The sequence below is a fragment of the Streptomyces sp. ISL-12 genome, from assembly GCF_018614415.1.
In the GTDB taxonomy this organism is placed as follows: Bacteria; Actinomycetota; Actinomycetes; order Streptomycetales; family Streptomycetaceae; genus Streptomyces.
The window spans coordinates 50,378-75,023 of sequence record NZ_JAGGOO010000070.1 but is presented as its reverse complement, the minus strand read 5'-3'; the positions used below and the strand labels follow the sequence as shown (position 1 = coordinate 75,023).

Here is a 24,646-nt window from a genome sequence, read left to right as displayed (position 1 = left end):
CGAGACCTGGATGCTCATCGGCGGCGTTCCGATCCGTCACGGTCGGTGCCCACCGCGGGTGTGCTTCCCGTCGGCCGCCCGACCGGGCAACGCCCCGAGCGGGCAAGCGCGACGAGCGCCACCGCGGGGACGGAGGCCGAAGGGCCGGAACAGTCGGAAGACGCGTGTGCTGGGAACATGGCGGAGTGATCGTCCGCCACATCGGCGACGCGCAGGCCAATAAAGATCAACGGATCGATGACGCGAACCGACTGTTCACCGACCCGTCACCCGCACCTGGCGACCGTGGCGACCGTGGCCCGGTGATGGGGGGCCCTCACGCCTGCTGGTCACTCTCGGTCTCTGTGCACACTCCGTGCGGTCGACGGCGAGCCACAGGGCGCCAGTGGCTCGCTCCACCGCTGCCGCAGGTGCGAAGCAGCCGTGGAATACTCGACAGGGCGCCTGCGCGGGCGGGAGACGGAATGCTCCCGGGGCTGATGCGGGCCCGACGAGGGCGGAGGCGCCCGGCCGGTACCTCGGAGGGCGGCCATGGTTCGCAGGACGGAAGGGCTAGGTCGGCTGCGCAGATGCTGAGACACGTCACCGCCACCCGCTACGTCGAACCCCTGCACTCCGGCGGCTCCGTCCCCGCCGTCGTCGAGGCCGACGACTGCGGAACGTACGTCGTCAAGTTCACCGGCTCCGCCCAGGGCCGCAAGGCGCTGGTCGCCGAGGTGATCGTCGGGGAGCTGGCGCGGGCGCTGGGGCTGCGCTTCCCCGAGCTGGTGCTGGTCGACTTCGATCCGGCGGTCGCGGAGAGCGAGCCGCACCAGGAGGTGCGCGAACTGCACCAGGTCAGCGCCGGCGTCAACCTCGGCATGGACCATCTGCCGGGTGCCGCGGACTTCACCCCCGAGGCCGCCCGGACCTTCCCGGTCGATCCGCTGGAGGCCGGGCGGATCGTCTGGTTCGACGCCCTCACCGCCAACGTCGACCGTACGGTGCACAGCTCCAACCTGATGATCTGGCCCACCCTGGGCACCGTACCGCCGAGGCTGTGGCTGATCGACCACGGCGCCGCCCTCGTCTTCCACCACCGCTGGGAGAGCGCCGATCCCGGCAAGGCGTACGACTTCCGCCACCACGCGCTGGGCCGCTACGCCCCCGACGTACGGGCCGCCGACGCGGAACTCGCGCCCCGGGTGACCGAGCGGCTGCTGCGCGAGATCACCGCCGAGGTCCCGGACGCCTGGCTGGCCGCCGAGGAGGGCTTCGCCGGCCCCGACGACGCGCGCCGGGCCTACGTGGACCACCTCCACGCGCGCGTACGGGCGTCCGCCGCCTGGCTCCCCACCGACTTCCCCACCCGGGAGGAACTCGCCGCCGAGGACGCCCGACGCGCGGCCCGTACCCGGCAGGGCCGGCCGGACTGGCTCAAGCGGGTCCCCGACCTGCACGGCAAACCGGCGGCGGCACAGGACTGGTCGGTACACCTCAAAGGAAGCGGCGGATGACGGACGACGTACGGCGCGTGGAGATCGAGTACTGCACCCAGTGCCGCTGGCTGCCCCGGGCGGCCTGGCTGGCGCAGGAACTGCTGACCACCTTCGAGGCCGAGCTGACCGAACTGGCGCTCAAGCCGGGCACGGGCGGGGTGTTCGTCGTCCGGGTCGGTGACGAGGTGGTCTGGGACCGCCGCGAGCAGGGCTTCCCCGAACCGACGGCCGTCAAGCGGGCCGTACGCGACCGAGTGGCCCCGGGGAAGACCCTGGGCCACTCGGAGCGGACGGCGTGAGCCTCAGCCCTTGAGCTGCTCGTACGCCGGCAGGGTCAGGAAGTCGGCGTAGTCGTCGTCGAGGGAGACGGTCAGCAGCAGGTCGTGGGCCTGCTGCCAGTTGCCGGAGGCGAACGCCTCCTCGCCGATCTCGGCGCGGATGGCGGCCAGTTCCTCGGCGGCGACCTTGCGGGCCAGCTCCGCCGTGACCCGTTCGCCGTTGTCCAGGACGACACCGGCGTTGATCCACTGCCAGATCTGGGAGCGGGAGATCTCGGCGGTGGCCGCGTCCTCCATCAGGTTGAAGATGGCGACCGCGCCGAGGCCGCGCAGCCACGCCTCGATGTACCGGATGCCGACCTGGACGGCGTTGACCAGGCCCGCGTACGTGGGCCTGGCGTCCAGGGAGTCGATGGCGATCAGGTCGGCGGCCTTGACGTCGACGTCCTCGCGCAGCCGGTCCTTCTGGTTCGGCTTGTCGCCGAGGACCTTGTCGAAGGACTCCATGGCGATCGGCACCAGGTCGGGGTGGGCGACCCAGGAACCGTCGAAACCGTCGCCGGCCTCGCGGTCCTTGTCGGCGCGGACCTTCTCGAAGGCGACCTTGTTGACCTCGGCGTCCCGGCGGGACGGGATGAACGCCGCCATGCCGCCGATCGCGTGCGCGCCGCGCTTGTGGCAGGTGCGGACGAGGAGTTCGGTGTACGCCCGCATGAACGGGGCGGTCATCGTCACCGCGTTGCGGTCCGGCAGGACGAACTTCTCGCCGCCGTCGCGGAAGTTCTTCACGATCGAGAAGAGGTAGTCCCAGCGGCCGGCGTTCAGCCCCGAGGCGTGGTCGCGCAGTTCGTAGAGGATCTCCTCCATCTCGTACGCGGCCGTGATCGTCTCGATCAGGACGGTGGCGCGGACGGTGCCCTGCGGGATGCCGCAGTACTCCTGCGCGAAGACGAAGACCTCGTTCCAGAGGCGGGCCTCCAGATGGGACTCCGTCTTGGGGAGGTAGAAGTACGGGCCCTTGCCGAGGTCGATCAGCCGTTGGGCGTTGTGGAAGAAGTACAGGCCGAAGTCGACCAGGGCGCCGGGGACCGGGGTGCCGTCGAGCCGCAGGTGGCGCTCGTCCAGGTGCCAGCCGCGGGGGCGCATGACGACCGTGGCGAGTTCCTCGTCGGCCTTCAGGGCGTAGGACTTGCCCGACCCGGGGTCCGTGAAGTCGATGTTCCGGGTGTAGGCGTCGATCAGGTTGAGCTGGCCGAGGACGACGTTTCCCCAGGTCGGGGCCGAGGCGTCCTCGAAGTCGGCGAGCCAGACCCGGGCGCCGGAGTTGAGCGCGTTGATGGTCATCTTGCGGTCGGTGGGACCGGTGATCTCGACCCGGCGGTCGTTCAGCGCGGCCGGGGCCGGGGCCACCCGCCAGGAGTCGTCCGCGCGGATCGCGGCGGTCTCGGGGAGGAAGTCGAGCGTGGAGGTGCGGGCGATCTCGGCGCGGCGCTCCGCGCGGCGGGCGAGGAGCTGGTCGCGGCGGGGCGTGAACCGCCGGTGCAGCTCGGCCACGAAGGCGAGCGCCGCGTCGGTGAGGACCTCCTCCTGCCGGGGCAGGGGCTCGGCGTCGACGATGGCCAGCGGGGACGGCGCTGGTGCGGACATGAGCTGTCACTTCCTTCAGCGGGCGGCAAGCTTCTGATCAGTGGATAGTAGTTTCCTCATAGTGGAAGTTCAATGTTTTGTTGATGTCGAGACACCGATGCGACGCGTTCACCGGACGCGTTCACTCCAGGTGGACGAGGTCCGCCTCGGTGTCGATGTCGTAGGGCCGCGCCACGTCCGCGCACTCGACGAGCGTGAGCTCCCGCGCGTGCGCCTTCAGATAGGCGCGTGCCCCCCGGTCCCCGGTGGCAGTCGAGGTGATGCCCGCCCAGTGCGCCGCGCCGAGGAGCACGGGATGCCCGCGTACGCCGTCGTAGGCGGCCGAGACCAGTGACGTCTCGTCCCGGAAGGCGGCGCGGACCCGGGCGATCGCCTCGGCGCCGATGCCGGGCTGGTCCACCAGGCAGACGAGCGCGGCCCGCGCGCCCGTACCGGCCAGGGAGTCCAGCCCGGCGCGCAGGGAACCACCCATGCCCTGCTCCCAGTCCGGGTTGTCCACCAGGACGCACCCGTCCAGAGCCGCCCGCGCGCGTACGGTCTCCGCGCGCGCCCCCAGAACCACGTGCACGCGGGCGCAGCCGCCCGCGCGCAGGGCGAGTACCGCATGCTCGGCCAGTGACCGGCCGCGGTGTTCCAGCAGTGCCTTGGGGCGTCCGCCCAGCCGTCGCCCGCCGCCCGCCGCCAGCAGCAGGCCGGTGACCTGCTCTTCGTACGTCTCCATGCCTCCTGCATACCGGAGTTCGGCAAACGGCGCCCCGGCGAGCGAGGGGTTTCGGGACACTGAATTTCGGCCCGCGCTGTGGCGTGTGCGTACCGGGTGGCGTTTACTGACCCGCATCCCCTCGGCGCCCGACCAGCGCCGTCGGGGGCCAGGGGAGAACGGGATCGCGTGACGGCGCACAACGGGGTGCGAGGGGGAGGGGCTGTGTTGCGTAGCGTGGGGCAGAAGCGAGTGGCCGACGGCGACGAGGACGTGCGGGTCCAGGAACTGCGGACCGCGGTGGCCCGGCTGCGCCGGCGGCTCGCCGCGTTGCCCGCGGAGTTCCCCGACCGGGGCGTCGCCGAGGAGGAGTTGGCCGACCTCGCCGCGATGGCGGCCGCCGGGGTGCCGGAGGTGCCGCGGCTGCGCCGCTCCCTGCTGCTGCTCGCCGGCGCGATCGGCTCGGTCAGCGCTCTGTCGGCCGGCCTGACGGAGGTCCGCCACGCCGTGGAACTCTTCGGGGAGCCGTCGCGGCCGTAGCCGGGTGGCCGCGACCGCCGGATGGCCGCGCGGCCGTAGCCGGATGGCCGCGGTCGGGCCGGCGCGGCGTCAGGCCGCCGAGCCGCCGCCCGAGGCCAGCAGCGTCTGGGAGAGTTCCGCCGCCACCTGCCGCAGTACCGGCACGATCGTGGCGGTCGCCGCCTCGGTGACGCGGCCGGCCGGGCCGGAGATCGAGATGGCCGCGGCGGTGGGGGAGTCGGGCACGGAGACGGCCAGGCAGCGCACGCCGATCTCCTGCTCGTTGTCGTCGATCGCGTACCCCTGGCGCCGCACCTCCTCCAGCGCCGCGAGGAAACCGTCCGGCGTGGTGATCGTCTTCTCCGTGGCGGCGGGCATCCCGGTGCGGGCCAGCAGTGCCCGCACCTCCTCCGGCGGGAAACCGGCGAGCAGCGCCTTGCCCACGCCGGTGGAGTGCGGCAGCACCCGCCGGCCCACCTCGGTGAACATCCGCATCGAGTGCTTGGACGGCACCTGCGCCACGTAGACGATCTCGTCCCCGTCCAGCAGCGCCATGTTCGCCGTCTCGCCGGTCTCCTCGACCAGGCGGGCCAGGTGCGGACGCGCCCACGTGCCCAGCAGCCGGGACGCCGACTCGCCCAGGCGGATCAGGCGCGGGCCGAGCGCGTAGCGGCGGTTGGGCTGCTGACGGACGTAGCCGCAGGCCACCAGGGTGCGCATCAGCCGGTGGATGGTGGGCAGCGGCAGCCCGCTGCTCACGGACAGCTCGCTCAGGCCGACCTCGCCGCCCGCGTCCGCCATCCGTTCGAGCAGGCCGAAGGCGCGCTCCAGGGACTGGACGCCGCCGCTCGCGGTGGTTTTGGCGGAGTCGGTGGTGCTGGCGCTGGACGACGGCACGGCACGTTCCTTTCGGGGCGGACGGGAGGGCAGAAGCCTACCCGGCGGCCGGTTGACTCCCTGCTCGTACGTAGCTACATTCTGCTTTCCGAAAGTGTATTTCCACTTTGTGGAAACATCCAGAGGTGTCCGTCGTGCGGGCGTCCGGCCGGGAGTGCCTTTCGGCGGTCAGGGGTGCCTCTTGACGCCGGGGAGGCGGAGGGGGAAGCTCCTTCAACAGTTCGTTGAAGTGCGCTCCATGGCGAGAGAGAGGGGTTCGGGTGTCCGAAGCCGAACTGGTGCTGCGTTCCACGCGGGTCGTCACCCCGGAGGGGACACGCGCCGCGTCGATCCTGGTGGCCGACGGCACGATCACCGCCGTCCTGCCGTACGACGCCCCCGTCCCGTCCGGCGCCCGGCTGGAGGACGTCGGCGACCACGTCGTCCTGCCCGGCCTGGTCGACACCCACGTGCACGTCAACGACCCCGGCCGCACCGAGTGGGAGGGCTTCTGGACCGCCACCCGCGCCGCAGCGGCCGGCGGCATCACCACCCTCGTCGACATGCCGCTCAACTCCCTGCCGCCGACCACCACCGTCGACCACCTGCGCGTCAAGCGGCAGGTCGCCGCCGACAAGGCCCACGTCGACGTCGGCTTCTGGGGCGGCGCCCTGCCCGACAACGTCGAGGACCTGCGCCCGCTGCACGAGGCCGGGGTCTTCGGCTTCAAGGCGTTCCTGTCCCCGTCGGGCGTGGACGAGTTCCCCCACCTCGACCAGGAGCGACTAGCCCGGTCCCTGGCCGAGATCGCCTCCTTCGACGGCCTGCTGATCGTGCACGCCGAGGACCCGGACCACCTGGCCGCCGCCCCGCAGCAGGGCGGCCCGCACTACCGCCACTTCCTCGCCAGCCGCCCGCGCGACGCCGAGAACAGCGCCATCGCGGCCCTGATCGCCCAGGCGAAACGGTTCGACGCCCGCGTACACGTCCTGCACCTGTCCTCCAGCGACGCGCTGCCGCTGATCGCCGAGGCCCGCGCCGAGGGCGTCCGGCTCACCGTCGAGACCTGCCCCCACTACCTGACCCTCACCGCCGAGGAAGTCCCGGACGGCGCCAGCGAGTTCAAGTGCTGCCCGCCCATCCGCGAGGCCGCCAACCAGGACCTGCTCTGGCAGGCGCTGGCCGACGGCACCGTCGACTGCGTCGTCACCGACCACTCGCCGTCCACCGCCGACCTGAAGACCGACGACTTCGCCACCGCCTGGGGCGGCATCTCCGGCCTCCAGCTCAGTCTGCCGGCGATGTGGACCGCCGCCCGCGCCCGCGGCCATGCGCTGGAGGACGTCGTCCGCTGGATGTCCGCGGGGACGGCCGCCCTGGCCGGCCTCGACCGCAAGGGCGCCGTCGAGGCGGGCCGCGACGCCGACTTCGCCGTCCTCGCCCCCGACGAGACGTTCACCGTCGACCCGGCCGCCCTCCAGCACCGCAACCGCGTCACCGCGTACGCCGGCCGGACCCTGTACGGCGTCGTCAAGTCCACCTGGCTGCGCGGACAGCGCGTGGTGGCCGACGGCGCGTTCACCGCACCGAAGGGACGGCTCCTCACCCGCACCTCTTGACCGCCACGACCACCACGTCCGTACACCGCCCGACGACCGAAAGGCAGAACTGATCACTGTGACGGCGACCTCGATGTTCACCGGCGACGCGAACCCCTACTCGGGCGGTGACCCGTACGCGGACTACCGCAGCGCGGATCTCCCCTTCACCCACCACGCCGACCTCGCCGACCGGCGGCTCGGCGCCGGTGTCGTCGCCGCCAACGACGAGTTCTTCGCCCAGCGGGAGAACCTGCTGGTGCCCGGGCGGGCCGAGTTCGACCCCGAGCACTTCGGGCACAAGGGCAAGGTCATGGACGGCTGGGAGACCCGCCGGCGCCGCGGCGTCTCGGCCGGCCACCCCTGGCCCGACGACGACGACCACGACTGGGCGCTGGTCCGCCTCGGCGCCCCGGGCGTGATCCGCGGCATCGTCGTCGACACCGCGCACTTCCGCGGCAACCACCCGCAGGCGGTGTCCGTCGAGGGCACCTCGCTGCCCGGCTCCCCGTCCCCCGAGGACCTCCTCGCCGACGACGTCAAGTGGACGACCCTCGTCCCGCGCACCCCCGTCGGCGGCCACGCGGCCAACGGCTTCGCGGTCGACGTCGAGCAGCGCTTCACGCACCTGAGGGTGAAGCAGCACCCCGACGGCGGCATCGCCCGCCTGCGCGTCCACGGCGAGGTCGTCCCGGACCCGGCGTGGCTCGCCGCCCTCGGCACCTTCGACGTGGTCGCCCTGGAGAACGGCGGCCGGGTCGAGGACGCCTCCGACCTCTTCTACTCGCCGGCCGCCAACACCATCCAGCCGGGCCGCTCCCGCAAGATGGACGACGGCTGGGAGACCCGGCGCCGCCGCGACCGGGGCAACGACTGGATCACCTACCGCCTGGCCGACCGCTCCCGCGTCCGCGCGGTCGAGATCGACACGGCCTACCTGAAGGGCAACGCGGCCGGCTGGGCCTCGCTCTCCGTCAAGGACGGCGAGGGCGGCGAGTGGCGCGAGATCCTGCCCCGCACCCGTCTCCAGCCCGACACCGACCACCGCTTCGTCCTCCCCGAGGAGGCCGTCGGCACGCACGCGCGCGTGGACATCTTCCCCGACGGCGGTATCTCCCGCCTGCGCCTGTTCGGCGCCCTCACGGAGGACGGCGCGGCCCGGCTGGCCGCCCGCCACCAGGAACTGGGCGGCTGACCGGGCCGGACGACAGCGCGGTCAGGCGGACCGGAACGCATCTGTCCGCCTGACCGCGCCCGCCCCGCGGGAAACGCCGCCGGGAAGCGATGAGTCGCGCGGACGGGCGGAGTCTGCCCTGATGACAGTGGAACCGCCGCGCGCGAAAGGCAGGCACCCGTCATGGGCAAGCTCGTCCTCACCACCTTCGTCACCCTCGACGGCGTCTACCAGGGCCCCGGCGGCCCCCAGGAGGACACCAGCGGCGGCTTCGGCCAGGGCGGCTGGGCCGTCCCGTTCGACGACGAGGACTCCGGCCGGTTCATCCACGAGGTCTACGGCCGCGTCGGCGCCTTCCTCCTCGGACGCCGTACGTACGACATCTTCGCCGCGTACTGGCCGAGGGTCACCGACCCCGCCGACCCGATCGCCTCGAAGCTGAACGGACTGCCGAAGTACGTCGCCTCCACCACCCTCACCGACCCCGGGTGGGCCGGCACCACCGTGCTCGGCGCCGACCTCGCCGCGGAGGTCACCGCGGCCAAGGAACGCACGGACGGCGAGGTCCTGCTGCACGGCAGCGGTGTCCTCACCCGCTCCCTGTTCGCCCTCGGCCTCGTCGACACCCTCCACCTGCTGACCTACCCCGTCGTCCTGGGCGCCGGGCGGCGCCTGTTCGAGGAGGGCGGCGTGCCGACCGCCTTCCGGCACACCGGCGGGCGGATCACGGCGAAGGGCGTGACCATCCAGTCGTACGAGCCGGCGGGGCGCCCCGAGTACGGCACGTACGAGCTGCCGGTGGACAGGTGACGCGGAGGCCGGGCCGGGTGCCCGTGCGAGACCGCGCGGGTGCCTGATCGGACAACTCCGCGCCGTCTGGAAGCCTGTATGCCGTTTTCGTCGGCGGCTGGTACCTCTCGGCCAGTCTCTGGAGGGTGTCGGCTGTGAACCGTACGGAACCTCCGTCGCGGCCGACGGGCCCGAGTCGTTCCGGGAGCCGGGGGACGCATCCGACACGCTGGTGGGGACGGCCGAGAGTGAGCTGACCCCGGTTTCGTGGAGTCCCTGAAGCCAGGCTTATGATCCTGCTCCGAAGGAGAACCACGAGCAGTGCCAGCACCACGTAAGTATCCGTAAGCATCCGGATGAGCTCCGTGAGCGGGCCGTGCGCGAGGTCCGCGGCACCGGCCGCCCGATCGCGCACGTCGCGAAGGACCTGGGCATCCACAAGGAGGCCCTGCGCGGGTGGGTCCGCCAGGCCGAGGCGGACGTCGGCGAACGCGACGACCGGCTGACCAGCACCGAGCTTGCCGAGTTGAAGCACCTCCGCGAGGAAGTAGCGGAGTTGAGGCGGGCGAACGAGATCCTCAAAGCGGCGAGTGCGCTTTCTGCCCAGGAGCTCGACCGTCCCCGGACGAGGCCGACCAGGTGATCGACAGCCTGGAAGAAGACGGCTTCGGGGTCGGGCCCGTATGCCGGGTGCTCGGCTGGTCCGAGTCCGCCTACTACGCCCGCAAGAGACGGCCGAAGTCCGCGCGCCGGCTCCGTGACGAGCAGCTCATGACCCTGATCCAGCAGGTTCATGCCGAGTCGGGCGGTACCTGTGGGGTCCGGCGGATCACCCGCGCCCTGCGGCGCAAGGGCGTCGTCGTGGCCCGTTGCAGTTCCAAGCGCTCCAGTTGGCCGAGTGTCTGATCGGCCAGATCCCTGATGTCGCGCAGCTGCTGGATCCGACGGGCGGACATGTCAGCGGAGTGAGATGACGCGGGTACGCGGCGGCCGGAGGGCGGGTCAGTGCACATGAGATCGGTCTTCCGTCAGGGAGGAGGGTGCATCGTGTGGCGTTTCGGTGCCCGGGCGGGCTACGCCGGAGCGTGGGACGCTGCCACCAGGGCCCCGGGAGGCGGAGCACGCGCGGACCGCGTGGTCACGCACGGCACAAGCAGTCGGCAACTGCCGTGGAACCCACTGCGTGGGAGGAGGCCCTACAGGTACCAGAACGGCAGAGGAGAGGAAAAGGTTCAATCACCTCCGTGGCGTGATCGCGCAGGGGCTCACAACCGGGTGTCAGGCCTGCCTCTCCCTCACCCAGACCGGACCGACGCCCCGACCGGCCGCTGCGAAGCCGGGGCGTCGGGGGGAGACTGTCGCTCCTCGGACCATCGAGCCGGACACGCGTCGGAGTGGTACTGGGGTTGTCCGCCATGGCCGATCCCGGCGTGCACGGTCATGCCCAGCCACCGGACCGGCGCGGCGACCGGCTTCGCACGGTGGCGCGCACCGTGTGAAGCGCTGTCGGCAGCACCCTGGCCGCCACCCTGCTGACCAGCGGTGCCACCGCGACCGGCCCCACGGCCGACGGCTTCGACAACGCCTTCCTCCTCGCCGTCGTCGCCCTGGCCCCCTCCATCGCGACCGCCACCGCCCTGCCTCGCCGAGCGGCCGCCACGGACCACGCCTCCGGCCCCGCCTGACCGACCGGAAACGTACGAGGACCTCTGGCCGGGTGGCCCCCCACCATGTCCATCGCCGCGGTCCGGCGGTCAAGGTGCCACTGGCAGCGGCAGGCTGAACCCGTCGCGGCAGCACATACTCGGATTCACGAGCAGTCGGCATGCCTCCCGGCCCTGTCGGCCCCGAGACACCCGCTCGCCATGGGCCCCAGCCCACCGGCAGCGGCTCACGCACGCCGCGGCACGGCACGGACGCCGTCACCGACAGCCGTCACCGTGCAGGGCACAAGGGCCTGGACGCTGCCTCGGCGCGAGGAGACGACCCCGCGTCCGCACGGACGGCACGGCCGGTCTGCTCACTCACCGTTCGTGCGCGTGTCACGATCCGCACACCATGAGAGGAAACACGTCGTGAACCATGACTTCGACGGAATGAGCGCACTCGTCACCGCGGCCAGTCGCGGTATCGGACGGGCCATCGCCGCCGAGTTCCTGCGCAAGGGTGCCGCTGTCACCATCACCGCCCGCGACAAGACAGCGTTGCGCGCCGCGGCCGCATCACTGTCCGCGGAGACCGGCGCCGCCCGTGATCGCATCCTGGCCGTCCCCGGCGACGCCGGCGACAGCGACGCCCGTCGCGAGGCTGTCGAGCGCACCGTCGAAGAGTTCGGCAGCCTCGACGTGCTGGTCAACAACGCAGGCGTCAACTCCCTGTTCGGCCCCCTGGTCGACGCCGACCTGGACCAGGTCCGTGAGACCTTCGACGTCAATGTGACGGCCGCACTCGGCTACACCCAGCTGGCCTGGCACGCCTGGATGTCCGAGCATGGCGGCGCCGTCGTCAACATCAGCTCCACCGCCGCCCTGCGCGCGACAGGCGACATCGGTGTCTACGGCGCCAGCAAGCTCGCCCTGTGCCGGCTCACTGAGGAACTCGCCTACCAGCTCGGCCCCAAGGTCCGGGTCAACGCGGTCGCACCCGCGGTGGTCAAGACCGTGTTCGCCGAGCCTCTGTACGCCGGCCGTGAGGCCGAGGTCATCGAACGCTACCCGTTGCGCCGGCTGGGCATACCCTCCGACGTCGCCCAGCTCGTTGCCTTCCTCGCCTCCGACGACGCCGGATGGATCACCGGCGAGACCGTGCGCATCGACGGCGGACAGCTCGTCCACAGCGTCATCGCCTGACGCGCCCACACCCCACACGCCACACCCCACACCTCCGACGTGAAATGAGCGACACCGTGCACCACCGCAGCCCTCGGAGGGTCCTCGACGACCACTTGGCCGCACTCAACAGCGGCGACGCCGACCGCATCGCCGCCGACTACGCCGACGACGCCGTCGTTCTTCTCCCCGGCAAAGCCGTCACTGGCAAGGCCGCCATCCGTGACGCGTTCGCCGACAACGCGCGCACCCTGCCCGGTGCCGCCTACGCCCCCTTGTCGGTCACCGAGGCCACCGGGTTGCTTCTGCTCGAATGGGGCATGAAAGCGGATTCCCTGACAGTGACCGACGGCATCGACACATTCCTGGTCTCCGACGGTCTGATCCGCCGACAGACCTCCCGCTTCACTGTCATGGGGCAGTGAAAGAACCGGTCACAGCCCGGCAGTGCCGGAACGGACACCGTGGGTACCGTTGGCAGCGGCAGGCGGGCGGGAATCCGGGCGCGCTAGCTTCTTGCGCATGTACATCGAGCTCGGACAGTTCCTCAAGGCACGCCGTTCACAGATCCGGCCCGAGGCGGCAGGAGTGGCCAGTGACGGGAAGCGGCGGAGAGTGTCAGGTCTGCGCCGGGAGGAGGTCGCCCGGCTGGCCGGGGTGAGTGAGTCCTACTACCGGGACCTGGAACAGGGTGTCGCCGTCAACGCCTCACCTCAGGTCCTCGACTCCCTCGCCCGGGTGTTCGCTCTCACGCCGCAGGAGCACGAGCACATGCGTCTCCTCGCCCAGCCCACGCCACGCCCCTCGACCGGGTTCCAGGAACCGGCACCCGGTACCCACCAGCTCATCGGGACCATCGCGGGACCGGTCCTCGTGACCGGTGTGACGGGCGACATCCTGGCGTGGAACGCGTCGGCGCACATGCTCTTCGCGAGCCATCTCGACATCAACGCCCCGGACCGGCCGCAGACCCGGCCCAATCTGGCCCGCCTCATCGTCCTCGACCCCGTGAGCCGCGGTCTGTTCGTGGACTGGCCCGCCAAGGTCCGAGATGTCGCGGCCCACCTGCGGCTCTCCGCCGGCGCCTGGCCCTCGTACCCGGGACTCTCCGCGCTGATCGGCGAACTCGGCATCAGAAGCGACGAGTTCGCCAGAGTCTGGGCGCAGCACGCGGTGAGTACCTGCGGCCTCGATCCCTTCACCGTCGACCATCCCGTGGCGGGTGTGCTGACACTGGAGCAGCACACGATGGTCTCCCCCACGGTCCCGGAGCAGACCTACATGGTGTTCACCGCACAGCAGGAGAGCGGAGCCGAGGTCTCATGGGACCCGCTCATGCGGGCCTGCGCATCCCCGTCCGGCGGAGAACACGAGGCCCGGTGATGGCCCTGGCTTCAGGACATCATCGGGCGAAGGAGCGGTGGCTCGGCGCAGGACGGGGGGCCACCGTCCGACGGGGCTCGTGTCAGACGAGCTTGGCCGACAGAGTGATGGCCGTGCCTCCGAGTGCCTGGCTCACCGGGCAGTTGGCCTTGGCCTCCTCGGCGGCGGCGACGAACGTGGCGGTGTCGATCCCCTCGACCGTCCCCTCCACGGTGAGGTGAATGCCGGTGATGCCCTCACCGGGCTGGAAGGTGACATCGGCGGCCGTGGTGAGCCGGGTGGGCGGGGTACCGGCGGCGTCCAGGGCGTGTGACAGGGCCATCGAGAAGCAGCTGGAATGAGCCGCGGCGATCAACTCCTCAGGGCTGGTGCTGCCGTTGGCCTCCTCGGCGCGCGACGGCCACGACACGGGGTGGCTGCCGAGGTGGGACGAGTCGAAGGTGGCGACGCCCTTGCCGAGCAGGTCGCCTTCCCAGTCGGTGTGGGCGGAACGCATGGTGGTCATGATCAGTCCTTTCGGTCCTGGCATCGCTGACGGGGAAACTCCCTCGCCGGACGGCGCCATCCGATCACGAGGCGCCCCGGTCGGGCGTGTGACCGAAAAGCAGGGAAATGAGTGGTTCGTGGTGGCCGTGGCGTGTGACAGCGTCGACGGCCCGTCGCGAGACCACGTGGGTCCATGGTCGTGCGCGGAGCGTCCCCCGCGCACACCTGCCTGTCGCTGGTTCCAGAAAGCAAATCGAGCGGACCGCCCGTCCGGTCGAGATTCCGCCGTGATCTGACCGGATCCGACCTCTCTGTCGTCGGGTGCGTTGCTGTCGCGATCGGCTGGGTCCGCGAGGGACGTGGTGTCCCCGTCGCGGACGACGTGCCCTGACACGGCGCCTTGGGCGGATGCCGCATACACCCGTGCCCCTGCCGCCCGGGCTTCGGGAAGACGGCGCATATGTAGATGTCGTGACCTGCTCCGGTGGTGACACCGCATGGCGCGGCCACGGAAATGGTGACAACGGAGTCATGGTCGCGCACATCGCCGTCCGCGGCGCCATCGCTCCTGCCTGGTGATCACAGAGTCCGAACAGCGAGACCCGGCCCAGTCCGCGGTCTCCTCCCCGTCCGAAGGGACCACAGCACGATGCTTTCCCCCGAGCGCACCAAGTCGCTACTCGTGGCCGCCACGGTCATCACGGGCCTGCCACTGCTGGCAGGCTGCCAGCACCGGGGAGCCGCGGACGCGACGGTGAAGTATCTGGCGCCGGGTCCGTACATGGTGGTTGTGGCCGGCGCGAGTCAGAGGTCCTCGGTGGCCGACGACCCGCGGATGTGGGGCTAGGTGTGCCGTGCGTGCGCACCCGGGTGGCAACGGGCGCGTGGTGCCCTCCTGGAGGGCCCGAGAGGGCGGCGGCAGGGCCTTCGGCGGGGCAGCGTGGTCGTCGGCCACCACAGGTGCCCAGGGTGCTGCTGCCCTGTCGCCCCGCGGGCCGGTCGCACAAGGGCGGGGCGACGACGGACCGACGGACTCAGCGCAGACCGGTCTCCGTCCTCAGTGCCGCCTGGATCAGGCGATCCACCAGTTCCGGGTACGGCACCCCGCTCTCCTGCCACATACGCGGGTACATGGAAACCGGAGTGAACCCGGGCATCGTGTTGACCTCGTTGATGACGAACTCCCCCTTCTCGGTGAGGAAGAAGTCCGCGCGGACCAGGCCCTCGCAGGAGATCGCCTCGTACGCGGCGACGGCGAGCTGCTGGATCCCGGCCACTTCCTGCGAGGTCAAAGGCGCGGGCACGATGTTCTTGTCCGAGTCGAGGTACTTGGCCTCGAAGTCGTAGAAGGGCCGCGACGGCACAGGCGACACCTCGGTCGGAACACTGGCACGCGGGCCGTCCTTCACCGGCCCTGGCCCCGGTCTGGCTCGGCCCCGTCCCCGGCCGTACGACGGTATCTTCGCCGGCGCGACCCCCGAGGGCGCCCGTGAACCGATTCCGGCCGCGCGCCGTTCTTCGCGCGTGCTCACCCTCAGCACATGAGTGCTCTGTGCCTGGCGAAGACGCGAGGCGGGCAGTGTCCGGTGTGAAGAATCCTTCGTTCCTCGGCCGGCCGGAGCCTCACAGCACCATGCACAGTAAAGATCATCGGGAGTGGCGTAATGGAGATACCCGCCATGTTCACCGTTGCCCTGGCTGGAGTGACGGTGGTCGTGACCATGGAGTCGCACGCTCGGCGGCTCGAACGCCGGATGGCTCGCCTGGAGGAGGAGCTCGGTGGCTCCCCGGAGCGCCGGCAGGCGCCGGACGACAGCGAGGCGTCGACGGAGCGGTAGAAGGCGTGAGGGAGTAGCGCCGAGGCGCCCGTGCGTGGGGGCGCCGGACTCGCGGGGGACCGCGGCTCACCAGGGCACGCCCTGAACCGGACACCGGTTCGTCCGGCACCGTGGGGAGGGAAACGGCCCGCTGTCACCCGGGCTCTGCCGCACTGTCCGGCCGCCCCTACGGCCTGACGGCGGCCCGCGCTCGCGGGATCGTCCGCATCACGGAACCGCCGGGGCGTCCGGGCCCTCGCCGCCGCGCCGTGGTTCGAGTGACGCCGGGGTGGCGCAGTGGTCCCGGTGCTCGGTGAGGTCGTCACGGACGCGGGTGAGCAGGTCCCGCAACTGGTTCCGCTGGGCAGGGGTCAGTGCGGCGAGGAGTGTGTCCTCGACCTCGTACTGGGCCTCGGATGCCTGGTGCAGGCGCTCACGTCCGGTGTCGGTGAGGGCGACGACGTGACGGCGGCGGTCGGCCGGGTCGCGGTGGCGTACCACGAGGTGGGCGGCTTCGAGCGGGTTGAGGAGCGTGACCAGGATGCTGGGCGCGACGCCGGTGAGGCGGCCGAGCTCGCTCTGGCCCAGGGTGCCCCGGTCGTGGAGCAGGCCGAGGACCTCGAACTGGCGCGGGCTGAGGTCGTGAGTGGTGTGCGCCTCTCGCAACCGGCGCATCGCCTCCGCGCCGAGCAGGGCGAGCATCAGCCCCGGGCGGGAGCGGTGGGCGTCGATCACTGAGTCATTGGTCATGTAGGTAATCTAGCATCGGATATGGTTTAGAGTGCTAAACGATCCACCCGATCGAACTATCCAGGAGAAGCTATGAGTACCGCTGTAGTCGTGGGAGCCGGCCCGGGACTGGGCAAGGCGATCGCGCGGAGCTTCGGAGCCGAGGGTTTCGACGTCGCCCTGATCGGCCGCACGCCCGGGACGCTGGAGAAGCTGGAGCGCGACCTGGCCGGGGAGGGTCTGCGGGCGGAGGGGTTCGTCGCCGACGTCACCGACCGCGAGGCGCTGGTGAAGGCGTTCGACGCGGTCAAGGAACGCTTCGGGCCCATCGAGGTGCTGGAGTACTCCCCGGCTCCCGGTGACCCGTCCACCGTCGACGCCGTCGGTGCCACCGACCTGAGCGTGGCGGCACTGCTGCCGCAACTGGACATGTACCTGTTCGGCGGGGTGACCGCCGTGCAGCAGGTGCTGCCCGACATGATCGCCCGGGGCAGCGGCACGATCCTCGTCAGTACCGGTGCCTCCTCGGGGCCGGTGGTGCACCCCCCGTTCGCGAACATCGCCGCGGCGTCCGGTGCGCTGCGCAACTGGGTCCTGAATCTGCACGCGGCCCTGCGGGGCACCGGCGTGTACGCCGCGCACGTGGCGATAGCGACCTGGATCGGACAGGAAGGCCCGGCCAGCATGCCCGACGTCATGGCCGGGACCTACCTGGACCTGTACCGCTCACGGCAGGAGGCCGAGGTCCTCTACACCGCCGACGGTGTCCGGTGAGCGGGCGGCTCGACGGACGCAACGTCCTGGTCAGCGGCGCCGCCCGCGGCATCGGCGCGGCCGTCGCCCGGCTGTTCGCGGCCGAAGGAGCCCGGGTCGCGGTCACCGACATCCGGGACCGTGAGGGCCAGGCGGTGGTGGCCGGCATCACCGAGGCCGGCGGCCACGCCTTCTACCACCGCCTCGACGTTTCCACGCGCCAGGCGTGGGACGGCGCGCGCCAGGAGACGGAGAACCGCTACGGACCGGTCGACGTGCTGGTCAGCAACGCCTTCACCATGACCCGGCCCGCCCTGGCGGACCTCACCGAACGCGAATGGTCCGACTCGCTCCAGGTCAACCTGACCGGCGCGTTCCACGGCATCCGCAGCGTGCTGCCCGGCATGCGGCAGCGCGGCACGGGCTCGATCGTCGCGATCTCGGCGACCAACGGCAACGAGATCACTCTGCCCGCCAACGCCGCCTACCAGCCGGCCAAGGCGGCCCTGAGCTCCCTCATCCGCCATGTCGCCGTCACCTACGGCCATGACGGGGTGCGCGCCAACGCCGTCCATCCCGGCGGTGTCCGCACCTCCATGCTGGCCGAGGAGGGCGTCCTTCCGATGGCCGAAGCCATGGCCACCTCGTTCCCCGTTCCCCGGCTCGGCGAGCCGGACGACATCGCCCGCGCGGCCCTCTTCCTCGCCGGCGACGAGGCCGCCTACATCACCGGAACCTCCCTGGTCGTCGACGGCGGAGCCTCCGTCGGCACGACCCCTCCCGCACAGGAGCACTCCTCATGAAATACCGGCTCTTCGGCCGTAACAACGGTCTGCGCGTCTCCGAGATCTCACTGGGCAGCGGCCTGTTGGGTACCCACGAAGGCATAGACGGCCGCAGCCGTCCCGGGGAGGGCGTCGCCGGCGCCCGCGCCGTGTTCGAGGCGTACGCCGAGGCGGGCGGCAACTTCATCGACACCGCCGAGGGCTACCAGGGCGGCGAGTCGGAACGGCTCGTGGGTGAACTGGTGGGCAAGGACCGCGAGGACTTCGTCATCGCCTCCAAGTACGCCGTCGGCTCCACCCGCACCGAGGGCCACGCCCGTGTCGGCAACAGCCGCAAGGCCATGATGGCGGCGATCGACGGCACTTTGCGCCGCCTGAACACCGACTACGTCGACCTGTACTGGCTGCACGCCCACGACGCGGTCACCCCCATCGAGGAGATCCTGCGAGGTCTCGACGACCTCGTCCGCTCGGGCAAGGTCCGCTACGGCGGTCTGGGCAACTTCCCCGCGTGGCGGGTCTCCCGCGGGCAGGCCCTCGCCGAGCGGCACGGCTGGGCGCCCATCGCCGCGGTCACCGCCGAGTACGGGGTCGCCGAACGCGGCGCCGAACGCGAGATCATCCCCATGGCCGAGGCCCTCGGCATCGGCTTCGGCGCCTGGTCACCCCTGTCCAGTGGTTTCCTCACCGGCACCCACCCGGGGACCGGGGGTGACGAGGCCCGCCTGCTGCACTGGTCCGCCAGCAACCGGCCCACCCCCGCCGACCTGGCCGTGCGCGAGGCCGTCGGCAGGGTCGCCGGCCGGCACGGTGCCACGCCCGCCCAGGTCGGTCTCGCCTGGGTCCTCCACCGCGCCCACCGCTCGCCCACCGCGCTGGTGCCCATCACCTCCGCACCCACCGCACAGGCGATGTCCAGCAACCTGGAAGCCCTCCACCTCGGCCTCACCGACCAGGACATGGCGGAACTCGACTCCGCGGGCGGCTTCACCCTCGGAGAACCACACGTCCACAACCGCGAAGGCGAGAAGTACGTCACCGCCGACAGTCTGATCCGTCCCGTCGTCCCCGTCGCCTGACCGATTCGCGGAGCCTCGCGTTCGGCGGCCTGTCGGACAGCCGCCTGCCCCGCTCATCGCCTCGCGGGCGGCGATCGACGGACATGGGTCCGTCCCCCGGCGCGGCGGTGACTTCGGGCGACCGCTGCTGGCGCGGTGGCTGAGTCCGTCGGTCCGTGTGTGCGGGCTGACCGGCCAGGAGGGGGAGAGGCCCGTCAGATCGCGCGGTGGGGCAGTGCCAGTCCGTTGGCGGTGCGGCACTGGCGGGCGTCTGCACGGGATGGGCCGGTGCCGGAGCTTCCGAGCGGGCACCGGAGCGGGCCGTCGGCCTCGCGACGCCCGCCGACTGCGGCCTCGCCCCGCGGCCGGTGTGCGTGGGGGGTCCGCGGGACGAGAGTCCTGTGTGCGGTGTTCGCCGCCGGAAGCCCGAGTGCGCACGGGTTTCCGGCGCAACGGCACAGGCTTCTTCAGCAGCTGTAACTGATCAGATCGAACGACTCGTAGTGGTCGGCCGTGTAGTAGTCCTCCTGATACTCCTCGCCGGTGACGATCCGACGAGCTCCCCGCGTGGAGGAACCAGGAGTGATGACGGTGTACTCGTGATAGTAGCCAGAGGACTGGCTCGGCAGGATGCCTTCGCGGTTCTGGAAGACGGTGCCGTCCTGGGAGTACGGGTAGGGCCCGCCCTGCTCGATCAGTTCGAGCGTGTCGTGAGCCTGAGAGGGCAGGTCGCTGTAACAGATGCTGCCGACCGCGGCGGCGGCCGGGGATGCTGTGGCGACGGTGCCGCCGACGAGGAGTGCGGACAGGACGGCGGCTGCGGCGCCGATGCGAGTGGCGCGTGGGGGGAATCTCATGCCCCTCATGATGACGCGCGTAGATGGTGGCATGTCAATGACAAACTCGGAGAATTTCCCGCCAAGTCCGTTGAGGCTCCGGAAAGCTGTCCTGCGGCCCAGCGCCACCACGGCGCCCACGCTCCGATGGGCCGACCGGTGACGCACGGGCGGACCTGCGCTCTCCGCCCCGCCTCCGTGCGCACACCTGGAGGTGGCGTGCGCTGCCCGCCCGCGGCACAGGGGCGCGTCCGCCCGTCGGCCGCGGATCTGCCCTGCGTGGCCGGAGTCCGGGACGCGTGGCCGGCGGTGCGGGTGCCGCGTACCGCGTCGAGGCCGAGGCGCTGGTCGGCCGCACCCGCCCGGACGGCGTTCTGGCAGACACCCCGCCCGCCGGGACCCTTCGAGGCCGTGCGCGACCGCCGCAGGCGACCCCGTCCTGTCGTCCGCCGCGACCTGCGCGCTGATGTCACACGCGGCCGGGGCCTGACCGGCGCCGGGATCGCGGCCGAGCTCTTCCTGGATGTCGCCACCGTCAAGGCCCATGTCTCATGCGCCCTCGCCTGGCTGCACCTCGACAACCGCGTGCGGCTGGCGCTGCTGGCCTGCGACGCGGTGACTCGTCGGCGGCCCGGAGGACAGTTGCTGACCACCGCCCCTCCCTCCCCTTGGTATGTCCTGACAACCGGACTACACAACTTCCCGTCAACAGCTCACAGAGCTACGCTCGCCCCGTGTCGAAACCAGAAGCTGACCCGACCGTGACGCTCGGCCTCGGTGTGGACCGGACCAGTCCGGTGCCGCTGTACTTCCAGCTGTCGCAGCAGCTGGAGGCGGCCATCGAGCGCGGCGCCCTGACCCCGGGCAGTCTGCTGGGCAACGAGATCGAGCTGGCCGCCCGGCTCGGGCTGTCCCGGCCCACGGTTCGCCAGGCCATCCAGTCGCTGGTCGACAAGGGCCTGCTGGTGCGCCGCCGCGGCGTCGGCACGCAGGTCGTCCACAGCCGGGTCAAGCGCCCCCTGGAGCTGAGCAGCCTTTACGACGACCTGGCGGCGGCCGGGCAGCGTCCCGGTACGAAGGTCCTGGTCAACGACATCGTCCCGGCGTCCGCCGAGATCGGGGCCGCGCTCGGGGTGGCCGAGGGGAGCGAGGTCCACCGCGTGGAGCGGCTGCGGCTGACCCACGGCGAGCCGATGGCGTACCTGCGCAACTACCTGCCGCCCGGCCTCCTCGACCTGGACACCGGCCGGCTGGAGGCGACCGGGCTGTACCGGCTCATGCGCGGCGCGGGCATCACCCTGCACAGCGCCCGCCAGTCCATCGGCGCCCGTGCCGCCACCGCCGCCGAGGCCGAGCGGCTCGGCGAGGACGAGGGCGCCCCGCTGCTCACCATGCAGCGCGCCACGTACGACGACAGCGGCCGCGCGGTCGAGTACGGCACCCACACCTACCGGCCGTCCCGGTACTCGTTCGAGTTCCAGTTGCTGGTGCGGTCCTGAACCTCACATCCGCCCCCGGCGTGCCGCGGCCGGGAGGCATGCCCGACAATAGGGCGTTTGGGTTGGTGGGCTCAGCGGTCCTCACGTAGGACAGAACCACTACAGACCACCGCAAGACAGCACACAGCAAGAAGGGCACCGCCTCGTGGCACGGTTTCGGACCTGGACAGGCATCGCGCTGGCAGGGGCACTGTCACTCTCCCTCGCCGGCTGCAGCAGCACCGGCGGCAAGCGCGCCGAGGACGCCCGCAAGGCCGCCGCGGCCCAGGGGAAGGCGGCGGTGAACACGCCCCGCTGGACCGTCGCGATGATCACGCACTCGGGCGACGGCGACACCTTCTGGGACATCGTCCAGAGCGGCGCCGAGCAGGCCGCCGTCAAGGACAACATCAACTTCCTGTACTCCCACGACGACGAGGCCCAGCAGCAGGCCCAACTCGTCGACGCGGCCGTGGACAAGAAGGTCGACGGGATCATCGTCACGCTGGCCAAGCCGGACGCCATGAAGGCCGCCGTCGCCCGCGCGGTGAAGGCCGGCATCCCGGTGGTCACCGTGAACTCCGGCTCGGCCGAATCCAAGGAGTTCGGCGCGCTCACCCACATCGGCCAGGACGAGACGATCGCCGGCGAGGCCGTCGGCGAGGAGCTGAACGAGCGGGGCCGCGAGAGCGCCGTCTGCGTCCTGCACGAGCAGGGCAACGTCGGCCACGAGCAGCGCTGCGACGGTGTGGCTAAGACGTTCGACGGCAAGCTCCAGCGGCTCTACGTCACCGGCACCAGCATGCCGGACGTGCAGTCCGCCATCGAGGCCAAGCTCCAGACCGACAAGAGCGTGGACACCGTGGTCACGCTGGGCGCCCCGTACGCGGACACCGCCGTCAAGGCCAAGCAGGGTGCGAACAGCGACGCCGAGATCGACACCTTCGACCTGAACGCCAAGGTCGCGGCCGGCCTGAAGGACGGCAGCCTCGGCTTCGCCGTGGACCAGCAGCCCTACCTCCAGGGCTACGAGGCGGTCGACCTGCTGTGGCTCTACCGGTACAACGCCGACGTCCTCGGCGGCGGGCAGCCCGTGCTCACCGGCCCGCAGATCATCACCGAGGACGACGCCGACGCGCTGGCGGACTACACGGAACGGGGCACCCGATGAGCGCCACCGGAGCGACAGTCTCCGACGAAAGGATTCTGCAGGGCTCGCCGCTGCGGAAGCTGCTCGGCCGCCCCGAGCTGGGCTCGGTCGTCGGCGCCATCGCCGTCTTCGTCTTCTTCGCGCTGGCCGCCGACAGCTTCCTGCACGCCTCCAGCCTGAGCACGGTCCTGTACGCCTCCTCCACCATCGGCATCATGGCCGTACCCGTGGCGCTGCTGATGATCGGCGGGGAGTTCGACCTGTCGGCGGGCGTCATGGTGACCTCCTCCGCGCTGCTGTCCTCGATGTTCAGCTACCAGATGACCGCGAACGTCTGGGTCGGCGTCGGCGTCTCCCTGCTGGTCACCCTCGCCCTCGGCGCCTTCAACGGCTTCATGCTCAGCCGCACCAGGCTGCCCAGCTTCATCATCACGCTGGGCACCTACCTGATGCTGATCGGCATGAACCTCGGCTTCACCAAGCTGATCGACGACACCGTCTCCACCAAGACCATCGCCGACATGGAGGGCTTCGCCTCCGCCAAGGACGTCTTCGCCTCGACGCTCACCGTCGGCGGCGTCGGCTTCAAGATCACCATCCTGTGGTGGCTGGCGCTGGTCGCGGTGGCGAGCTGGATCCTGCTGCGCACCCGCGCCGGCAACTGGATCTTCGCGGTCGGCGGCAACCAGGACGCGGCCCGCGCGGTCGGTGTTCCGGTGACGAAGACGAGGATCGGCCTCTACATGGGCGTCGCGTTCGGCGCCTGGATCTCCGGTCAGCACCTGCTCTTCTCGTACGACGTCGTGCAGTCGGGCGAGGGCGTCGGCAACGAGCTGATCTACATCATCGCGGCCGTCATCGGCGGCTGTCTGATCACCGGCGGCTACGGCAGCGCGGTCGGCTCGGCGGTCGGCGCGCTGATCTTCGGCATGACCAGCAAGGGCATCGTCTTCGCCGAGTGGAACCCCGACTGGTTCAAGTTCTTCCTCGGAGCGATGCTGCTCCTCGCGACCCTGCTCAACGCCTGGGTCCGCAAGCGCGCGGAGGCCACCAAGTGACGCGGACATCGAGTCGTACCCCCCTCGTCGAACTGTCGGACGTCAGCAAGCAGTACGGCAACGTCCGCGCCCTGGAGGGGGTGTCCCTGGCGGCGCACGCCGGCGAGATCACCTGCGTGCTCGGCGACAACGGCGCCGGCAAGTCCACCCTCATCAAGATCATCGCGGGCCTCCACCAGCACGACGGCGGCACCCTCACCCTGGACGGCGAGGAGACCCGCCTCTCCTCCCCGCGCGAGGCGCTGGACCGGGGCATCGCCACCGTCTACCAGGACCTGGCCGTCGTCCCGCTCATGCCGGTGTGGCGCAACTTCTTCCTCGGCTCCGAGCCGCGCAAGGGCGTCGCCCCGTTCAAGCGCATGGACGTCGACCTCATGCGCCGCACCACCCGCGCGGAACTGCTCCGCATGGGCATCGACCTGCGCGACGTCGACCAGCCCATCGGCACCCTCTCCGGCGGCGAGCGCCAGTGCGTGGCGATCGCCCGCGCGGTGTACTTCGGCGCCAAGGTGCTGGTACTGGACGAGCCGACCGCCGCGCTGGGCGTGAAGCAGTCGGGGGTCGTACTGAAGTACGTGGCGGCCGCCCGCGACGAGGGCCTCGCCGTCGTCTTCATCACCCACAACCCGCACCACGCCTACCTGGTGGGCGACCGTTTCGTCCTCCTGAAGCGCGGCACCATGGTCGGCAACCACACCCGCGACGAGATCACCCTGGACGAGCTGACCCGCCAGATGGCCGGCGGCAACGAACTGGACGACCTGCGCCACGAACTACGCCGCCGCTAGCCCCCCGAGGGCCGGCTTTTCCCGCACAGCACGGCAGCGTCCCCAGGGGCGCGGGGAACCGCGCGATCGGCCACGACGTACCCGCACCCGGCGGCGGTCGGTAACCCCCGCTTCCTGTCCGGCCGGCCAGCCGGGGGCGGACGGCACAGCAGCGTCCCCAGGGGCGCGGGGAACCGCGCGCCCGGCCACGACGCGCCCGCACCCGGCGGCGGTCGGTAACCCCCGCTTCCTGTCCCGCCGGCCAGCCGGGGGCGGACGGCACGGCAGCGTCCCCAGGGGCGCGGGGAACTGCGCGCCCGGCCACGACGTACCCGCACCCGGCGGCGGTCGGTAACCCCCGCTTCCTGTCCCGGCGGCCCGCCGGAGGTGGACGGCACGGCAGCGTCCCCAGGGGCGCGGGGAACCGCGCGATCGGCCACAAACCACCCGCACCCGACC

At 71.3% G+C, this 24,646-nt stretch carries 25 protein-coding genes and 1 pseudogene; 19 read left to right on the top strand and 7 right to left on the bottom strand.

Annotated elements, in window-relative coordinates:
* Nucleotides 1–569: 569 nt before the first annotated feature.
* Nucleotides 570–1,496 carry a HipA family kinase gene (locus J7I94_RS19910; RefSeq protein ID WP_215168493.1) on the top strand — a complete coding sequence of 309 codons (927 nt, stop codon included), beginning with the start codon at nucleotides 570–572 and terminating at the stop codon, nucleotides 1,494–1,496.
* A complete protein-coding gene (locus tag J7I94_RS19905; protein WP_215168492.1) occupies nucleotides 1,493–1,777 on the top strand; it encodes a SelT/SelW/SelH family protein in 285 nt (94 codons plus the stop codon). The genes J7I94_RS19910 and J7I94_RS19905 overlap by 4 nt, the downstream gene beginning before the upstream one ends.
* A gap of 3 nt (nucleotides 1,778–1,780) precedes the next feature.
* Here J7I94_RS19905 and aceB read toward each other — a convergent pair whose 3' ends face one another.
* Nucleotides 1,781–3,403 (bottom strand): malate synthase A, encoded by a 1,623-nt coding sequence (gene aceB / locus J7I94_RS19900; protein ID WP_215168491.1) that lies wholly within the window; start codon nucleotides 3,401–3,403, stop codon nucleotides 1,781–1,783.
* Between the two features lie 121 nt (nucleotides 3,404–3,524).
* Nucleotides 3,525–4,124: an NTP transferase domain-containing protein gene (locus tag J7I94_RS19895; RefSeq protein WP_215168490.1), complete on the bottom strand. Its 600-nt coding sequence runs from the start codon at nucleotides 4,122–4,124 to the stop codon at nucleotides 3,525–3,527.
* Nucleotides 4,125–4,328: 204 nt separating this feature from the next.
* On the opposite strand from J7I94_RS19895, the gene J7I94_RS19890 reads away from it, so the two are divergent.
* Nucleotides 4,329–4,643 carry a DUF5955 family protein gene (locus tag J7I94_RS19890; protein ID WP_215168489.1) on the top strand — a complete coding sequence of 105 codons (315 nt, stop codon included), beginning with the start codon at nucleotides 4,329–4,331 and terminating at the stop codon, nucleotides 4,641–4,643.
* Nucleotides 4,644–4,712: 69 nt separating this feature from the next.
* Here J7I94_RS19890 and J7I94_RS19885 read toward each other — a convergent pair whose 3' ends face one another.
* Nucleotides 4,713–5,519, bottom strand: coding sequence for an IclR family transcriptional regulator (locus J7I94_RS19885; protein WP_215168488.1), 807 nt, complete (start codon nucleotides 5,517–5,519; stop codon nucleotides 4,713–4,715).
* A 260-nt stretch (nucleotides 5,520–5,779) separates the two neighbouring features.
* Between J7I94_RS19885 and allB the strand changes: the two genes are divergently transcribed.
* The 8 genes from allB to J7I94_RS19845 all read left to right on the top strand — a co-directional run bounded on the left by allB (nucleotide 5,780) and on the right by J7I94_RS19845 (nucleotide 13,270).
* Nucleotides 5,780–7,117: an allantoinase AllB gene (allB, locus tag J7I94_RS19880; RefSeq protein ID WP_215168487.1), complete on the top strand. Its 1,338-nt coding sequence runs from the start codon at nucleotides 5,780–5,782 to the stop codon at nucleotides 7,115–7,117.
* Nucleotides 7,118–7,175: 58 nt separating this feature from the next.
* Entirely contained in the window at nucleotides 7,176–8,291 is a 1,116-nt protein-coding gene (alc, locus tag J7I94_RS19875) for an allantoicase (RefSeq protein WP_215168486.1), read from the top strand.
* 162 nt (nucleotides 8,292–8,453) lie between these two features.
* Nucleotides 8,454–9,080: a dihydrofolate reductase family protein gene (locus J7I94_RS19870; protein WP_215168485.1), complete on the top strand. Its 627-nt coding sequence runs from the start codon at nucleotides 8,454–8,456 to the stop codon at nucleotides 9,078–9,080.
* Nucleotides 9,081–9,435: 355 nt separating this feature from the next.
* Nucleotides 9,436–9,702: a transposase gene (locus J7I94_RS19865; protein ID WP_215168484.1), complete on the top strand. Its 267-nt coding sequence runs from the start codon at nucleotides 9,436–9,438 to the stop codon at nucleotides 9,700–9,702.
* Nucleotides 9,699–9,965 carry an IS3 family transposase gene (locus J7I94_RS39350; protein WP_215168483.1) on the top strand — a complete coding sequence of 89 codons (267 nt, stop codon included), beginning with the start codon at nucleotides 9,699–9,701 and terminating at the stop codon, nucleotides 9,963–9,965. The genes J7I94_RS19865 and J7I94_RS39350 overlap by 4 nt, the downstream gene beginning before the upstream one ends.
* Nucleotides 9,966–11,134: 1,169 nt before the next feature.
* A complete protein-coding gene (locus tag J7I94_RS19855; protein WP_308114631.1) occupies nucleotides 11,135–11,908 on the top strand; it encodes an SDR family oxidoreductase in 774 nt (257 codons plus the stop codon).
* A gap of 44 nt (nucleotides 11,909–11,952) precedes the next feature.
* Entirely contained in the window at nucleotides 11,953–12,312 is a 360-nt protein-coding gene (locus J7I94_RS19850; protein ID WP_215168482.1) for a nuclear transport factor 2 family protein, read from the top strand.
* A 97-nt stretch (nucleotides 12,313–12,409) separates the two neighbouring features.
* Nucleotides 12,410–13,270 carry a helix-turn-helix transcriptional regulator gene (locus J7I94_RS19845; RefSeq protein ID WP_215168481.1) on the top strand — a complete coding sequence of 287 codons (861 nt, stop codon included), beginning with the start codon at nucleotides 12,410–12,412 and terminating at the stop codon, nucleotides 13,268–13,270.
* A gap of 82 nt (nucleotides 13,271–13,352) precedes the next feature.
* Here J7I94_RS19845 and J7I94_RS19840 read toward each other — a convergent pair whose 3' ends face one another.
* Together J7I94_RS19840 and J7I94_RS38465 are read right to left on the bottom strand one after the other, a co-directional pair.
* Nucleotides 13,353–13,775, bottom strand: coding sequence for an OsmC family peroxiredoxin (locus J7I94_RS19840; RefSeq protein ID WP_215168480.1), 423 nt, complete (start codon nucleotides 13,773–13,775; stop codon nucleotides 13,353–13,355).
* 1,015 nt (nucleotides 13,776–14,790) lie between these two features.
* Nucleotides 14,791–15,162, bottom strand: a pseudogene (locus tag J7I94_RS38465) (D-alanine--D-alanine ligase A); the annotation flags it as partial.
* Between the two features lie 273 nt (nucleotides 15,163–15,435).
* On the opposite strand from J7I94_RS38465, the gene J7I94_RS38460 reads away from it, so the two are divergent.
* Nucleotides 15,436–15,594, top strand: coding sequence for a hypothetical protein (locus J7I94_RS38460; protein WP_251075406.1), 159 nt, complete (start codon nucleotides 15,436–15,438; stop codon nucleotides 15,592–15,594).
* Nucleotides 15,595–15,801: 207 nt separating this feature from the next.
* On the opposite strand, the gene J7I94_RS19830 is transcribed toward J7I94_RS38460, so the two are convergent.
* Complete coding sequence (locus J7I94_RS19830; RefSeq protein ID WP_215168479.1) at nucleotides 15,802–16,323, bottom strand: MarR family winged helix-turn-helix transcriptional regulator; 522 nt, start codon at nucleotides 16,321–16,323, stop codon at nucleotides 15,802–15,804.
* 72 nt (nucleotides 16,324–16,395) lie between these two features.
* On the opposite strand from J7I94_RS19830, the gene J7I94_RS19825 reads away from it, so the two are divergent.
* The 3 genes from J7I94_RS19825 to J7I94_RS19815 are packed head-to-tail and all read left to right on the top strand — an operon-like array spanning nucleotide 16,396 to nucleotide 18,919.
* Nucleotides 16,396–17,076, top strand: a complete 681-nt coding sequence (locus tag J7I94_RS19825) for an SDR family NAD(P)-dependent oxidoreductase (RefSeq protein ID WP_215168478.1) — start codon at nucleotides 16,396–16,398, stop codon at nucleotides 17,074–17,076.
* Nucleotides 17,073–17,858, top strand: coding sequence for an SDR family NAD(P)-dependent oxidoreductase (locus tag J7I94_RS19820; RefSeq protein WP_215168477.1), 786 nt, complete (start codon nucleotides 17,073–17,075; stop codon nucleotides 17,856–17,858). The genes J7I94_RS19825 and J7I94_RS19820 overlap by 4 nt, the downstream gene beginning before the upstream one ends.
* The gene (locus J7I94_RS19815) at nucleotides 17,855–18,919 is read left to right on the top strand and encodes an aldo/keto reductase (RefSeq protein ID WP_215168476.1); all 1,065 of its coding nucleotides are present in this window, start codon (nucleotides 17,855–17,857) and stop codon (nucleotides 18,917–18,919) included. The genes J7I94_RS19820 and J7I94_RS19815 overlap by 4 nt, the downstream gene beginning before the upstream one ends.
* Nucleotides 18,920–19,365: 446 nt before the next feature.
* On the opposite strand, the gene J7I94_RS19810 is transcribed toward J7I94_RS19815, so the two are convergent.
* A complete protein-coding gene (locus tag J7I94_RS19810) occupies nucleotides 19,366–19,755 on the bottom strand; it encodes a ribonuclease domain-containing protein (RefSeq protein ID WP_215168475.1) in 390 nt (129 codons plus the stop codon).
* 740 nt (nucleotides 19,756–20,495) lie between these two features.
* Between J7I94_RS19810 and J7I94_RS19805 the strand changes: the two genes are divergently transcribed.
* The 4 genes from J7I94_RS19805 (at nucleotide 20,496) to J7I94_RS19790 (ending at nucleotide 24,208) form a co-directional block, all read left to right on the top strand.
* Nucleotides 20,496–21,233 carry a GntR family transcriptional regulator gene (locus J7I94_RS19805; RefSeq protein ID WP_215168497.1) on the top strand — a complete coding sequence of 246 codons (738 nt, stop codon included), beginning with the start codon at nucleotides 20,496–20,498 and terminating at the stop codon, nucleotides 21,231–21,233.
* A gap of 145 nt (nucleotides 21,234–21,378) precedes the next feature.
* Nucleotides 21,379–22,383, top strand: coding sequence for a sugar ABC transporter substrate-binding protein (locus J7I94_RS19800; protein ID WP_215168474.1), 1,005 nt, complete (start codon nucleotides 21,379–21,381; stop codon nucleotides 22,381–22,383).
* The gene (locus J7I94_RS19795) at nucleotides 22,380–23,420 is read left to right on the top strand and encodes an ABC transporter permease (RefSeq protein ID WP_215168473.1); all 1,041 of its coding nucleotides are present in this window, start codon (nucleotides 22,380–22,382) and stop codon (nucleotides 23,418–23,420) included. The genes J7I94_RS19800 and J7I94_RS19795 overlap by 4 nt, the downstream gene beginning before the upstream one ends.
* Nucleotides 23,417–24,208 carry an ATP-binding cassette domain-containing protein gene (locus J7I94_RS19790; protein WP_215168472.1) on the top strand — a complete coding sequence of 264 codons (792 nt, stop codon included), beginning with the start codon at nucleotides 23,417–23,419 and terminating at the stop codon, nucleotides 24,206–24,208. The genes J7I94_RS19795 and J7I94_RS19790 overlap by 4 nt, the downstream gene beginning before the upstream one ends.
* The last annotated feature ends 438 nt before the right edge of the window (nucleotides 24,209–24,646 follow it).